The 14,096-nt window shown below is 63.1% G+C and carries 10 protein-coding genes; 4 read left to right on the top strand and 6 right to left on the bottom strand.

What is annotated here, in order from left to right:
• Window positions 1-40: 40 nt before the first annotated feature.
• The 4 genes from rho to clpX form a co-directional block, all read right to left on the bottom strand.
• On the bottom strand, window positions 41-1,264 hold the full coding sequence (gene rho, locus ACR9Y2_RS12480; protein WP_394766722.1) for a transcription termination factor Rho: 1,224 nt from the start codon (window positions 1,262-1,264) through the stop codon (window positions 41-43).
• Window positions 1,265-1,623: 359 nt separating this feature from the next.
• The gene (gene yihA, locus ACR9Y2_RS12475; RefSeq protein WP_435041631.1) at window positions 1,624-2,196 is read right to left on the bottom strand and encodes a ribosome biogenesis GTP-binding protein YihA/YsxC; all 573 of its coding nucleotides are present in this window, start codon (window positions 2,194-2,196) and stop codon (window positions 1,624-1,626) included.
• Window positions 2,197-2,235: 39 nt separating this feature from the next.
• Window positions 2,236-4,719, bottom strand: a complete 2,484-nt coding sequence (lon, locus tag ACR9Y2_RS12470) for an endopeptidase La (protein ID WP_435041630.1) — start codon at window positions 4,717-4,719, stop codon at window positions 2,236-2,238.
• Between the two features lie 108 nt (window positions 4,720-4,827).
• Window positions 4,828-6,093: an ATP-dependent Clp protease ATP-binding subunit ClpX gene (clpX, locus tag ACR9Y2_RS12465; protein ID WP_435041629.1), complete on the bottom strand. Its 1,266-nt coding sequence runs from the start codon at window positions 6,091-6,093 to the stop codon at window positions 4,828-4,830.
• 333 nt (window positions 6,094-6,426) lie between these two features.
• On the opposite strand from clpX, the gene ACR9Y2_RS12460 reads away from it, so the two are divergent.
• Window positions 6,427-7,992 (top strand): M20/M25/M40 family metallo-hydrolase, encoded by a 1,566-nt coding sequence (locus tag ACR9Y2_RS12460; RefSeq protein WP_435041628.1) that lies wholly within the window; start codon window positions 6,427-6,429, stop codon window positions 7,990-7,992.
• Here ACR9Y2_RS12460 and ACR9Y2_RS12455 read toward each other — a convergent pair.
• Entirely contained in the window at window positions 7,989-8,861 is an 873-nt protein-coding gene (locus ACR9Y2_RS12455) for a bifunctional transcriptional activator/DNA repair enzyme AdaA (protein WP_435041627.1), read from the bottom strand. The two genes, ACR9Y2_RS12460 and ACR9Y2_RS12455, sit on opposite strands and share 4 nt — an antisense overlap.
• 26 nt (window positions 8,862-8,887) lie before the next feature.
• Complete coding sequence (locus ACR9Y2_RS12450; RefSeq protein WP_435041626.1) at window positions 8,888-9,634, bottom strand: DNA-3-methyladenine glycosylase family protein; 747 nt, start codon at window positions 9,632-9,634, stop codon at window positions 8,888-8,890.
• Between the two features lie 84 nt (window positions 9,635-9,718).
• Here ACR9Y2_RS12450 and hutU point away from each other — a divergent pair, with 84 nt between their 5' ends.
• Genes hutU through ftcD form a run of 3 tightly spaced genes read left to right on the top strand, consistent with a single transcriptional unit; the run spans window position 9,719 to window position 14,067 of the window.
• Entirely contained in the window at window positions 9,719-11,359 is a 1,641-nt protein-coding gene (gene hutU, locus ACR9Y2_RS12445) for a urocanate hydratase (RefSeq protein WP_435041625.1), read from the top strand.
• Between the two features lie 27 nt (window positions 11,360-11,386).
• Window positions 11,387-12,658: an imidazolonepropionase gene (gene hutI / locus ACR9Y2_RS12440; RefSeq protein WP_435041624.1), complete on the top strand. Its 1,272-nt coding sequence runs from the start codon at window positions 11,387-11,389 to the stop codon at window positions 12,656-12,658.
• A complete protein-coding gene (ftcD, locus tag ACR9Y2_RS12435; protein ID WP_435041622.1) occupies window positions 12,655-14,067 on the top strand; it encodes a glutamate formimidoyltransferase in 1,413 nt (470 codons plus the stop codon). The genes hutI and ftcD overlap by 4 nt, the downstream gene beginning before the upstream one ends.
• Window positions 14,068-14,096 lie beyond the last annotated feature (29 nt).

Genomic DNA, 14,096 nt, shown 5'->3' with positions numbered 1-14,096 from the left:
AGGCTCTCCGCCCTTTGATTCTGATTCGGCAGTAAGCGGACTAGGCGCTCATCGACGCCAGGAACTCTGAGTTCGAGCGCGTCTTGGCCAGCTTGTCCAGCAGCAGCTCGATGCTCTCCACCGGCGATAGCGGAGCCAGCACCTTGCGCAGCACCCAGATGCGGTTCAGCTCATCGCGCGGGATCAGCAGTTCATCCTTGCGCGTACCGCTCTTGTTGATGTCGATCGCAGGGAAGATGCGCTTGTCCACCAGCTTGCGGTCGAGGTGGATTTCCATGTTGCCCGTGCCCTTGAACTCTTCAAAGATCACGTCGTCCATGCGGCTGCCCGTATCGATCAGCGCCGTCGCCATGATGGTGAGCGAGCCGCCCTCTTCGATATTGCGGGCCGCGCCGAAGAAGCGCTTGGGGCGCTGCAGCGCGTTGGAATCGACACCGCCCGAGAGCACCTTGCCGCTGGGCGGCACCACGGTGTTGTAGGCACGCGCCAGTCGCGTAATCGAGTCGAGCAGGATGACGACGTCGCGCTTGTGCTCCACCAGCCGCTTGGCCTTTTCAATGACCATTTCGGCCACCTGGACGTGGCGCTGGGCCGGTTCGTCGAAGGTCGAACTGATCACTTCACCCTTCACCGAACGCTGCATGTCGGTGACTTCTTCCGGACGTTCGTCGATGAGCAGGACGATCAGCACGACTTCCGGATGGTTGGCCGTGATGGAGTGCGCAATCGACTGCAGCAGCATCGTCTTGCCGGTGCGCGGCGGAGCGACAATCAGGCCGCGCTGGCCCTTGCCAATCGGCGTCAGCATATCCATGACACGCCCGGTGAAGCCGTCCTTCACCGTCTCCAGCTTGATCCGCTCCTGCGGATACAGCGGCGTCAGGTTGTCGAAGAAGATCTTGTTGCGCGACTGCTCTGGCGGCTCGAAATTGATCGCGTCCACTTTGATTAGCGCGAAATACCGTTCGCCTTCCTTCGGCGGCCGGATCTGCCCGCTCACCGTATCGCCCGTACGCAGGTCGAAGCGCCGGATCTGCGAAGGCGAGACGTACACGTCGTCGGGGCCAGGCAGGTAGTTGTATTCCGGAGCGCGCAGGAAGCCGAATCCGTCCGGCAGGCATTCGATTACGCCTTCCGAGAAGATCAGGCCGGCCTTCTCGGCCTGCGCCTGGAGGATCTTGAAGATCAATTCCTGCTTGCGCATGCCGGCCACGCCGCTGATATCGAGATCGCGAGCGATCTGGTTCAGCCGCGAGATGGACATTTCCTTCAGCTCACCCAAGTCGAGATTGCCTCGCTTGTTGAGCGCACCCTGGCGGCGTTCTTCCGCTGTCAGGGGTGGCAGCGCGCCTTCAGCCGGCGCGGGAGTGGTGGCAACTGCCGGAGGGGCAGCCGCCGGTGGGGCGTTCGGCGCCACGACGGGCGTGGCGGCTTTGGGTTCTTCCTGTTTCACGGGCGGCTCCACTTTGGGCTTTTCTGCACCGTTCTCGGACTTGCTTTTCGCTTCTCCGTTATCACCCTTTGCACGAGATTCCGTCCTTCTCCGGGACGGTTGGGTTTCTTTGGAGGGGGTTTCGGACGGCCTGGTTTCCGGCGTCGTTTCAGTGGGCGCGGCCTCGGGGTTTACCGAGCCGTTCTTTTCCAGATCGTTTGCCAAATCTCTTTTACTCCTTGGCCGGAAAGGCCCGAGAACCAGATGATTTCTCCGGAAGGGTAATGCTCCCGGATCGCCTTCTGGCTCGCATTCTTCTCTTTTTGGTTGAGCTTGTCCACCTTCGTCGCCACCACCACGTAGGGGCGTTGATGGAACTCCAGCCACTCTTTCAACTGGAGATCGGTCTCCATCCAGCCGCGCCGTGAATCCAACAGGACACAACACAACGCCAATCGTTCCCGCTGCAGCAGGTAGGCATCCACCACTTCCTGCCACGCCCGCGAAACACTTTTCGGGGCTTTCGCGTATCCATACCCGGGTAGATCGACAAAAAGCATCCGATCCTCCACCCGGAAGAAATTTACCGACTGCGTCCGGCCTGGCGTACTGGAGGTAAATGCCAGCTTCTGGCCCAGCAACCGGTTCAGCAGCGTGGACTTGCCCACGTTGCTTCGCCCTAGAAACGCCACTTCCGGCATCCCCTCAGGGGGGAAGTGCCCGGCATTCGTCGCGCTTAATAGAAACTCCGCGGGTGTTACCACGGCCGGCTTATTTCAATTCTCTTCCTGTCGGACGAGCAACTAGTGGGCCCGGTTCTCTTCCGCCGGCAACTCAGGCACAACCTCGAGAGGATGCACCGGCGTCTGCGAAGCAAGAGAGTCCAGATCCCCGGCCAGAGCGATTCTCAACACTTCGTCCATCCAGTCGACGAGGTGGATCTTCATCTCTTTCCGGATGTTCTCGGGAACGTCCGCAAGGTCTTTCTCATTATCGCGCGGAAGCAGCGCCTCGAAAATGCCGTGACGGTGAGCCGCCATCAGCTTCTCCTTGACTCCGCCGATGGGCAGAACCCGCCCGCGCAGCGTGATCTCTCCGGTCATCGCCACATCGCCGCGCACCGGAAACTTCGTCAGTGCCGAGGCGACCGTGGTCGCAATCGTAATGCCCGCGGATGGCCCATCCTTCGGGATGGCGCCCTCGGGGACATGGATGTGAATGTCCAGGTGCCGGTAGAAGTCCCTGGGCAGACCCAGCATACTGGCGCGCGACCGCACAAAGCTCATCGCGGCCTGCGCCGATTCCTGCATCACATCACCCAACTTGCCGGTAATCATCAACCGGCCGCGGCCTTCCATGATGCTGGCTTCCGTCGTCAACACCTGGCCGCCCACTTCCGTCCAAGCCAAACCTGTCGCAATCCCGACTTCCGGCTTCTTCTCCGTCGTCAGGTCCCGGTACCGGGCCGGCCCCAACAACTCGCCCACCTTGGCCGCATCCACTTCGACCTTGGGATAAACGCTGGTCGGCGGCACCACCGAATCACTCGACGCCTTCGGGCCGCCTTCCGCCTCAGCCTTCGCTTCCGCGGCCGACTGCGCCACAACAATCTGACGTGCGATCTTGCGGCATACGTTCCCGATTTCGCGCTCCAGGTTGCGAACGCCCGCTTCTCGCGTATAACCCTGCACCAGCGCCAGCAGGCCCGAATCGTCAAATGCGACGTTGTCGGCTTCCATGCCTGTGGCCTTCATCTGCTTCGGCACCAGGAACCGCCGCGCGATCTCCATCTTCTCAATCTCCGTATAACCGGAGAGTCGGATCACTTCCATGCGGTCCTGCAAGGCCGGCGGAATCGTGTGCATCACATTCGCCGTCGCAATGAAGAACACTTCACTCAGATCATATTCGACGTCCAGGTAGTGATCCTGGAACATGAAGTTCTGCTCGGGATCCAGCACTTCCAACAGCGCCGCCGAGGGGTCGCCGCGGAAATCCGTCGACATCTTGTCGATCTCGTCCAGCATGAACACCGGGTTGCGGGTCCCAGCCTTCTTCATCATCTGCAGAATCTGCCCGGGCAGGGCGCCGATGTAGGTGCGGCGATGGCCGCGCACTTCGGCTTCATCCCGCACGCCGCCCAACGACAGCCGCACAAAATTGCGACCCGTCGCCTTGGCCACGGACATGCCCAGTGACGTCTTGCCCACGCCAGGCGGTCCAACAAAACACAGGATCGAGCCCTTCGGATTCTTCACCAGCCGGCGTACGGCCAGGAACTCCAGAATGCGCTCCTTGATCTTCTCCAGGCCGTAGTGGTCGGAATTCAACACGTCCTCGGCAAAGCGCAGGTCGCGGATCTCCTTCGACTTCTTCTTCCACGGCACGGCCAGCATCCAGTCCAGGTAGTTGCGCGAAACCGTGGACTCGGCCGACATCGGCGGCATCTGCTCCAGGCGGCGGAGTTCGGCCATCGCCTTTTCCTTCGCATCGCCCGTCATGCCCGCCGATTCAATCTTCTTGCGGAGCTCGTCGAACTCCGACTTCTCGCCGCGGCCCAGTTCCTTCTGGATCGCCTTGATCTTCTCGTTGAGGTAGTACTCTTTTTGCGCCTTTTCCATCTGACGCTTCACGCGGCCCTGAATCGTGCGGTCGACATTGAGCTTCTCGATCTCGATGTCCAGCATGTCCGCCACACGCGTCAACCGGTCCAGCGGATCGAAGATCTCCAGCAGTTCCTGCTTCTCTTCAATCGTCAACTGGAGATTCGCGCCCACCGTGTCGGCCAGCTTGCCCGGATCGTCCACCCGGATCGCCGCGATCATCGTCTCGTAGTTGACGTTCTGGCTCAGCTTGACGTACTGCTCGAACAGGGAAGTCACACGGGCAGTCAGCGCTTCCAGCACGGGGCCGGGCTCGACTTTGGCCGGGAAACTGCGAACCGTGGCGCGGAAGAACCCGTCTTCCTCGATCACGGCGAGTATCTTCGCCCGCTCTACACCTTCCACAAGAACTTTGATGTTGCCGTCCGGCATGCGCACGGACTGTACGATGTTGGCGACCGTCCCGACCTGGTAGATATCCTCGGCGCGGGGTTCGTCCACGCTTGCATCGTGCTGCGTGGCCAGGAAAATCTTCTTCTCACCGGCAAGCGCGTCTTCCAGCGCACGAACACTGGACTCACGGCCCACAACGAACGGCGTCATCATATGCGGGAAGATGACGACGTCCCGAATAGGCATCATCGGGTAGCGCCGGTTGTCGGACTTCTCTTTAGCTGTGCTCATCGTTATGTCGGGGGGAATGTCTGGTTAGATAATAGCGAGTCCCGGCGCGCTGCGCCGGACTACCCCGCCTACATTTACGGGGTACACGAGTACCCCATGTCCTTAGGATCAACCCGCTTTTTCGAGCAGCGCCCAGTTGATCTTCTGCGAAAGTACCATCTCCTTGGTCACCATGAACTCGCGAACTTTCTTATATGAGGGGAGATAGTACATCAGGTCGAGCATCAATTCCTCCAGAATCATCCGGAGGCCCCGGGCCCCGACCTTACGCTGGAGGGCTAGCTCTGCAATCGCCTCCATCGCGTCGTCGCTGAACTTCAGTCTAACATTTTCGAATTCAAACAGTTTCTGGTACTGCTTGATGATCGCGTTCTTCGGACGCGTCAGGATCTGTACCAGCGCGCCACGGTCCAGGTCTTCCAGTACCCCCGCCACCGGCATACGGCCGATGAACTCGGGAATGAAACCATAGCGGATCAGGTCTTCCGGCTGGAGCTGCTCCAACAGGGTCATGTCCCGCTGCATGGCGGCACGGCGCGGATCCACCTTCTCCTCTTCGCCCTTGAAGCCCAGCGTCTTCTTGCCCGTCCGGCGCGAGATGATCTTCTCTAGCCCCACAAAAGCCCCGCCGCAGATGAACAGGATGTTCGTGGTGTCCACGGGCGTGAACTCCTGGTGCGGGTGCTTGCGTCCACCTTGCGGCGGAACATTGGCGACGGTACCTTCCAGGATCTTCAGCAACGCCTGCTGAACACCCTCGCCGGAGACATCACGAGTGATTGAGGGATTTTCATCTTTGCGGGAAATCTTATCGATTTCGTCGATATAAATAATCCCCGTTTGACACCGCTGCACATCCCAATCGGAATTCTGCAGCAGCCTCAGGATGATGTTCTCAACATCTTCGCCCACATAGCCGGCTTCGGTCAGCGTCGTCGCGTCCACGATGGCGAACGGAACGTCCAGAATACGGGCTAAAGTCTGCGCCAGCAAAGTCTTGCCTGTGCCCGTCGGCCCAATCAGCAGAATGTTCGACTTCGCCAGTTCCACTTCACCGACACGCTGCCGGTTCATCTGAATCCGCTTGTAGTGGTTGTAAACCGCTACCGCCAACTTCTTCTTCACCGCCTCTTGCCCAATGACGTAGGCGTCGAGATACTCCTTCAGTTCCAACGGCTTAGGGAGTTTGTGCGGCGCCCCGTAGGGCTTCTCGGGACGGTCGTCTTCCAGGATGGAATTGCAAACAGCGATGCACTCGTCGCAGATGTAGGCCCGGGGATAGTCACTTGGGGAGGATATGAGCTTCCCAACAACATCCTGGCTTTTGTGGCAAAAAGAACACCGGAGAGTTTCGTCGTTCGCGGAACGCTTCACAGATAATGACTCCTCGCGGCAGGGGTGGAAAGGCAGAGCGCCCCTTCGCCACGCGACCCGTACCCTCATTATCTACCGAAACGCACGAATGTGGCAATCCAGTATTGAGGTAGGTCCGCCCCCCCGCTATACGATGGCCGTACCAGCCCCCAGGTTTCCCTCAACTCCATCCCTCTTTCACTCCCGTAATTCCTACCGGGATAGTCACCTTTCTAAGGAGAGCACCGTCTACCCGCATGCCGAGGCCCATCCCCGGTAACGAACGGTGGATTCCCCACGCCGTTGTTTTGTGATGGGTGTCTCGCCCCTCCGCCCGCGCCCGGAATAACCTCTATGAAAAAGCTACTCCGTCTCGTTGTCTGTACCTCCGCCCTGGCTGCACTCGCCTTCGCGCAGGAAAAGGTCGACCTCGATGCCATCTACAAGATCAAGCAGGAGGCCTTCCAGAATTCCAAGGTCATGGACCACCTCTGGTATCTCACCGAAGTGCATGGACCTCGCCTCGCCGGCTCTCCTCATTACAAAGCTGCAGCGGATTGGGCCGTCAAAACACTCAAGGATTGGGGCCTAGACAACGCCCGCCTCGAAGAATGGGGCAAGTTCGGCCGCGGCTGGGAAAATAAGAAGTTCTCCGCCGCCCTCCTCGAACCCTCCTACATGCCCCTCATCGGCGCCCCGCAGGCCTGGACCTCGTCGACCGAAGGCGTCATCTCCGGTGAACCCATCATCGCCCTGTTGCGTACGGATGAAGACCTCGCCAAGTGGAAAGGCAAGCTCGCCGGCAAGATCGTCCTCACGGAAGCCCCTCGTGAAATCGCCCTTCACGACAAAGCCGACGACTCCCGCTACACCGATGCCGAACTCGCCGAACTCGCCACCGGCCAGATCTCGGCCGGCCTCTTCCGCCGTCCCACCGCCGGCGGCCCCCAGAACTTTGTCGCCATCATGGCCTTTCGCCGCAAAATGAACGACTTCCTCCGCGATGAGAAGGTCGGCGTCGTCCTCAGCGGCACGCGCGGCGACTTCGGGACCTACTTCACCTCGAACGGCGGTTCACGCGATCCTAAGGATCCGCAGGCGCCCCCGATGGTCGTGCTCACGCCCGAACACTACAACCGCATCTACCGCCTGGCCGAAAAGAAGATCGCCTCCAAACTTGAAATCGAAGTCCAAAACCAGTGGTTCGAGCCCGACCAGAACAACTTCAACGTCATTGCCGAACTCCCCGGCTCCGGCAAGCACAAGGACGAGATCGTGATGATCGGCGGCCACCTCGATAGCTGGCATTCCGCCACCGGCGCCACCGATAACGGCACCGGCAGCGCCGTCATGCTCGAAGTCATGCGCATCCTCAAGAAACTCGACCTCAAGCTCGACCGCACTGTCCGCATCGGCCTCTGGGATGCCGAAGAAGAAGGCCTGCTCGGTTCGCGCGGCTATGTCACCAAGACCTTCGGCGACCGCGCCACCATGAAGACCCTGCCCGCCTGGGAAAAGCTCTCCGCCTATTACAACGTCGACAACGGCGCGGGCCGCATCCGTGGCGTCTACCTGCAGGGCAATGAAGCCGCCCGCCCCGTGCTGGAAGCGTTCCTGGCGCCCTTCAAAGACCTCGGCGTCTCCACCGTCACCAGCCGCAATACCGGCGGTACCGACCATCAGAGCTTCGATGCCGTCGGCCTGCCCGGCTTCCAGTTCATCCAGGATCCGCTCGAGTACAGCACCCGCACCCACCACTCGAATATGGACTCCTACGATCGCGTGCCGCGCGAGGACATGATGCAGATGGCCGCCATCGTCGCATCGCTCGTCGTCGACACCGCCAACCGCGAACACATGATGCCTCGCAAACCCAAGCCGGAGCCCCGTGGCGAAGGCCGTGGACCGATGGGCTTCTAACTTCCACCCACCTGGCGGCGCGTGCCCCGTGCCCGCGCCGCCCTCTCTCCATCCAGCAACGCCCGCTTCCTGTCCAAACCCCACCGGTACCCGCCCAACTCACCCGTCCCCCGGATGACCCGATGGCAGGGAATGACAATCGCCACCCGATTCGTCGCACACGCCCTGGCCACCGCCCGCGCCGCCTTCGGTTGCCCAATGCCCTCCGCTACCTCCGAATAGGATTGAACCTCGGCATACGGGATGCTCTGCAGATAGCGCCAGACTTTCCACTGGAACGCCGTCGCGCGCAGGTCCAGCGGCAGGCACAAGTTTGGCTGCTCGCCCGCCAGATGTGCCCCCAGTGCCTGCATCCAGGCCTGGAACTGTTCGGGATAGGGCTCCGCCATCGCCGTCAGCTGCGCCTTCGGATACTCGCCGCGCAGCATCTCCAGCAGTTCCGCTTCGCTCTCTCCGAACTGCACGAAGCACAGGCCGCGGTCTGTCGCCCCCATCATCATCAGGCCCACCGCAGTCCGCTCCGCCACATAGGAGATCGATACGCGTTCACCGCCCGTGCGGTACTCCTTCGGCGTCATCCCCAACCGCGTGTCCACCTTCTCGTACACCCGGCTGCTCGACCCGAAGCCCGCTTCGTAGATCGCCTCCGTCACAGATCCGCCGCCGCGCAGATGCCCCTTCAGCGCGTCCAGCCGGCACCCGTCCAGGAACTGCTTCGGCGTCAGCCCCGTGAACGCCTTGAACCGGCGCAGGAAGTGGAACGGGCTCAGCCCCGCCTGCCGGCTCATGTCGTCCAGCGACAATGGTTCCTCGCTGTGCGACCGGATATAGTCGCAGGCCGCCTGCATCCGTGCATCTTCGTGCGTCATAGTCACCAGCCTACGCGCCGCCGCCTTTACGGAATATCCGCTTCTTGCGGCGCCATCCACAAAAGCATCGCCGCATACGCCCGGAAGGGCCGCCAGCGCTCAGCCGCTTTCAACAACTCCCTGGGATCCTTCGTCCCATAGGCGTGCAACAGACCCAGGTCCGACTGCGGGAATGAATCCGCGTCACGCCCCACCCTCATCCCCAGGTAACTCACCGTCCACGGGCCAATGCCCCGAATCGCCAGCAACTGCGGGGCTACTGCCGCCCATTCGCCACCTAAGTCGATGCCGCTCTCCGCCAGCGCCCGGATGGTCGCCGTCCGGCTGTTGGTCAAACCGATCGACCGCAGGTCGCATTCCGCCACCTGGGCAGGGCTGAACTCCGGACACCTCTCGTTCAGCCGCCGCATCAGCGTATGCGCGCCGCGCACACTCACCTGCTGCCCCAGAATCGCCCGCACGGCCAGCTCAAAGGGAGACCAGCAACCCGGAACACGCACCCCCGGCAATCGCTTCAGCCGCCCCTTCAACAGCGGATCGCGCCCCAGAACGCGCTTCACCTCGTTCACCGGACACTCGCAGTCGAACAAGCGCTCCACGGGCGCCGGCTCGCCCTCCACCGCCAAACCTCCTTCCGTCAACCGAACCACCGCCCGCCCGTGCCGCTGATACACCCCGCCTTCCACCGCTTCCAGCCCGGGCGTGCAACGCACCGCCAGGTAGTCCAGCATGGTCGCCCAGGGAAACGGTTTCGTCACCGGAATCACGTGCATACTCCTCCAGCTTCCACGCCCCGGGCCGGATCTGTCCATCCGATTCCTGCTGCCCCCACCCGGCCGCGGGCGTAAACTGACGGCATGAACCCAGTTGTTCGCGCACCCCGCGGCACGCAGATGACCGCCCGAGGCTGGCGCCAGGAAGCCGCGCTCCGCATGCTGATGAACAACCTCGACCCCGAGGTTGCGGAACGCCCCCAGGACCTCGTCGTCTACGGCGGCAGCGGTAAGGCCGCCCGCGACTGGAACTGCTTCCACGCCATCGTGCGCGAACTCGAACGCCTCGCTGATGACGAGACCCTCCTCGTCCAGTCCGGCAAGCCTGTCGCCGTCTTCCGCACCCACGACGAAGCACCGCGCGTCCTCATCGCCAATTCCAATCTCGTCGGCCATTGGTCCAACTGGCAGCACTTTCGCGAATTGGAGCGCGCCGGCCTCATCATGTACGGGCAGATGACCGCCGGCAGTTGGATCTATATCGGCAGCCAGGGCATCCTCCAGGGCACCTACGAAACCTTCGCCGCCGCCGCCCGCCGCCACTTCTCCGGCGATCTCAGCGGCAGGTTCGTCCTCACAGGCGGCATGGGCGGCATGGGCGGAGCACAGCCGCTCGCGGCCACCATGAACGGCGCAGCCATCCTCTGCGTCGAAGCCGATCCCGACCGCATCCGGAAACGCCTCGAAACCGGCTACTGCGACCGTATGGCCACCGCCCTCGACGACGCTTTGGCCTGGATCGATGAAGCCCGCGCCAATCGCCTGCCCCTCTCGGTGGGCCTCGCCGGCAACTGCGCCGAAGTCCTGCCCGAACTCGTTCGCCGCGGCATCACACCCGACATCGTCACAGATCAGACCAGCGCCCACGACCCCCTGAACGGCTATATTCCCGGCGGCCTCACCGTCCAGCAGGCGGCGGAACTGCGCCTGGCCGACCCTCAGGACTACCTCGCCCGCTCCATGGACTCCATCGCAGTCCACGTCGAAGCCATGCTCGCCCTCCAGCGCGCCGGCGCCATCACCTTCGACTATGGCAACAACATCCGCCGCATGGCCGCCGACCACGGCGTGAAGGACGCCTTCCAGATCCCCGGCTTCGTCCCTGAATACATCCGCCCGCTCTTCTGTGAAGGCAAGGGCCCCTTCCGATGGGTGGCCCTCTCCGGCGACCCCGCCGACATTGCCGCCACCGATCGCCTCGCCTGCGAGATGTTCCCAAACAACGAGAGCCTCCAGCGCTGGATCCGCCTGGCCCGCAAACATGTCCACTTTCAGGGCCTGCCCGCCCGCATCTGCTGGCTCGGCTACGGCGAACGCGCCGAATTCGCCGTCGGCCTCAACCGGCTCGTCCAGCAGGGCAAAGTGCAGGCGCCCATCGTCATCGGTCGCGACCACCTCGACTGTGGTTCCGTCGCCTCGCCTTACCGGGAAACAGAGGGCATGCTCGACGGCAGCGATGCCATCGCCGATTGGCCCATCCTCAACGCCATGCTCAATACCGCCGCCGGCGCCAGTTGGGTCTCCGTCCACAATGGCGGCGGGGTCGGTATCGGCTACTCCCAGCATGCCGGCCAAGTCACGGTCGTCGAAGGGACCCTGGCCAGCGAACGGCGCGCCGAACGCGTCATGACCTGCGACCCCGGACTCGGCGTCGTCCGCCACGTCGATGCCGGCTACCCGCAAGCCCGCGACTTCGCCACAGCCGCCGGCATCCGCTTGCCCTGACCCGCCGTGACATCATGGTTGCGTTGAATGAATAAACGGCTGCTTGTCCGCGGCGCCCGCCAGATGCTGACTCTGCGCGGCGCCTCCACCCCCCGGCGCGGGGCTCAGCTCTCGGAACTTTCTTTGATGGACTCCGGCGCCATGCTCGTGGAAGATGGCGTCATCACTCACATCGGCCCGTCCCGCCGAATTGAGAACCTGGCCGCCGCGCGCGACGCCCAGGAACTGGACGCCACCGGCCGCGTCGTGATGCCGGGCTTTGTCGACAGCCACACCCACCTCATCCATGGTCCCTCGCGCCTCGACGACTATGAGGCACGCATCCAGGGCAAAACCTACGCCCAGATCGCTGCCTCGGGCGGCGGCATCCGCCACACCATGCGCGCCGTCCGCGCCGCTTCCGCCAAACGCCTCGCGTCGGATACCAAAACCCGCATCGCCACCCTGGCCCGCTATGGCACCACCACCGTGGAAGCCAAATCCGGCTACGGCCTGGACGAAGCCACGGAACTGCGCCTGCTCCGCATCGCCAGGGCACTCGACGAAGACCCCCTCACCGTCGTGCCCACCTTCCTCGGTGCACACGCCACACCTCCGGAATTTGAAGGCAACCCCGATGGCTATATTCAACACCTGATCGACATCCTGCTGCCGCGCGTCGCCCTCTCCGGCGCCGCCCGCTACGCCGACGTCTACTGCGACACCGGTGCATTCTCCCTGGCACAAGCCCGCCGCTACCTCTCCGCCGCCACCGCGCTCGGCCTCGAAGCCAAGATCCATGCCAGCCAGTTCGCGGAAATTGGCGCTGTCGCCCTCGCCCTGGAAATGCGAGCCATCAGCGCCGATCACCTCGAAGCCATCGGGACACCCGAGATGGAAAGCCTGGCCCGCTCCAACACCATCGCAACCCTGCTGCCCGGCTCCGTCTTCCATCTGGGCCTCTCCCGCTATGCCCCGGCCCGCGCCCTCATCGACGCCGGAGCCGCCGTCGCCCTCGCCACCGACTACAACCCCGGCACCAGCCCCTCCTGCAGCATGCAGATGACCCTCAGCCTCGCCTGCACTCAAATGCGGATGACCCCCGCCGAGGCCATCGTCGCCGCCACCATCAACGGCGCCCATGCCCTGGGCCTCGCCGCCCAATGCGGTTCTCTCGAAGCCACCAAGTACGGCGATTTCCTCGTACTCAATGTCTCCGACTACCGCGAACTGCCCTACTCCTTCGGCATCAACCACGTCGCCATGACCGTCAAACGCGGCGAAGTGATCTACTGCGATAAGGACACTCCGACCAAATGACTCGCAAACTCGTCGAATGCATCCCAAACTTCAGTGAAGGCCGCGACCGCGCCAAAGTGGACGCTATCGCCGCCGCCATCGCCGCGCTGCCCGGCGCCCTCGTCCTCGACCTCGAGCTCGATGCCGATCACAACCGCAGCGTCATCACCTTCGTGGCCCCGCCGGAAACCGTGATGGAAGCCGCGCTCGCCGCAGCCGCCAAAGCCGTCGAAACCATCGACCTCACCACCCACTCCGGAGTCCATCCACGCATTGGCGCCATCGACGTCATGCCCTTCGTCCCGCTCGAAGGGATGACCCTGGCCGAATGCGTTTTGATCGCCGAACGCGCCGCCGCCGAGATGTGGAAACGCTTCCGTGTGCCCACTTATCTCTACGAGGCCGCCGCCCGCCGCCCCGACCGTACGAATCTCGAGAACATTCGCCGAGGCCAGTTCGAAGGCCTGCGCGCCGAGGTCCTCACCAACCCCGACCGCGCACCCGACTTCGGCGATCCTCAACTCCACCCCACCGCCGGAGCCACTGTCGTCGGTGCCCGCAAGTTCCTCATCGCCTACAACATCAACCTCGGCACGCCGGACATCGAAATCGCGAAGCGCATCGCCAAGGGCATCCGCCATTCCAGCGGCGGCTTCCGCTTCGTCAAGTCGATGGGCGTCCCCCTGGCCTCGCGCAACCTCGCGCAGGTCTCCATGAACCTCACCGACTTTGAGCAGACCCCCATCCACCGCGTCTTCGAGTGCGTGCGCAGCGAAGCCGCGCGCTATGGCGTCCCCGTGCTCGGTAGCGAGATCGTCGGACTCATTCCGAAAAAGGCGCTCGAAGCGACGGCCGATTTCTACCTCCGCTTCGAGAACTTCCAACCCGGCCTTGTGCTGGAAAACCGCGTCGCCGAAGCACTGGCGCAGCGTGCGCCCATGGCCGAATTCCTGGATGCCCTGGCCGCCGCCACACCCACACCGGGCGGAGGCAGCGCGGCCGCCGCTGCGGGCGCCATGTCCGCCGCCCTCGGCGCAATGGTGGCTCGCCTGTCGAAACAGGATCCTGAGCCTTTCGAGTCAGACCGGGCGTTCCTTACGGCTGCCGTCCAGCGCGATGCCGACGCCTACAGCGCCGTGGTCGCCGCCTACAAGAGACCGAAGGACGAGCGGGGCCCGTTCGTCAACGCCGCCATGGAAGGCGCGACCGTCGTACCACTGGAAGTCCTGGAACACACCGCCGCCCTCAGCGCGCGCCTGGCCGCCCTGGCCGCTTCGTCTCCCGCCAAATTCGGGAGCGATGTCATTACCGCCAGGGCCTTGGCGCAGGCTGCGATGACCGGAGCCCGGGCGAACGTCGACATCAACCTGGCCTACCTGGCGGAAGGCGGGTTTCGAACCAGCGTCGAGGCTCGCCTCGCCGGCCTTTGACCCGACTTCCGCAGTTCGGCGAATAACTA

This window comes from Paludibaculum fermentans, from assembly GCF_051172195.1.
Taxonomy (GTDB): domain Bacteria; phylum Acidobacteriota; class Terriglobia; order Bryobacterales; family Bryobacteraceae; genus Paludibaculum; species Paludibaculum fermentans_A.
This window is presented reverse-complemented; position numbering and strand designations above follow the sequence as displayed.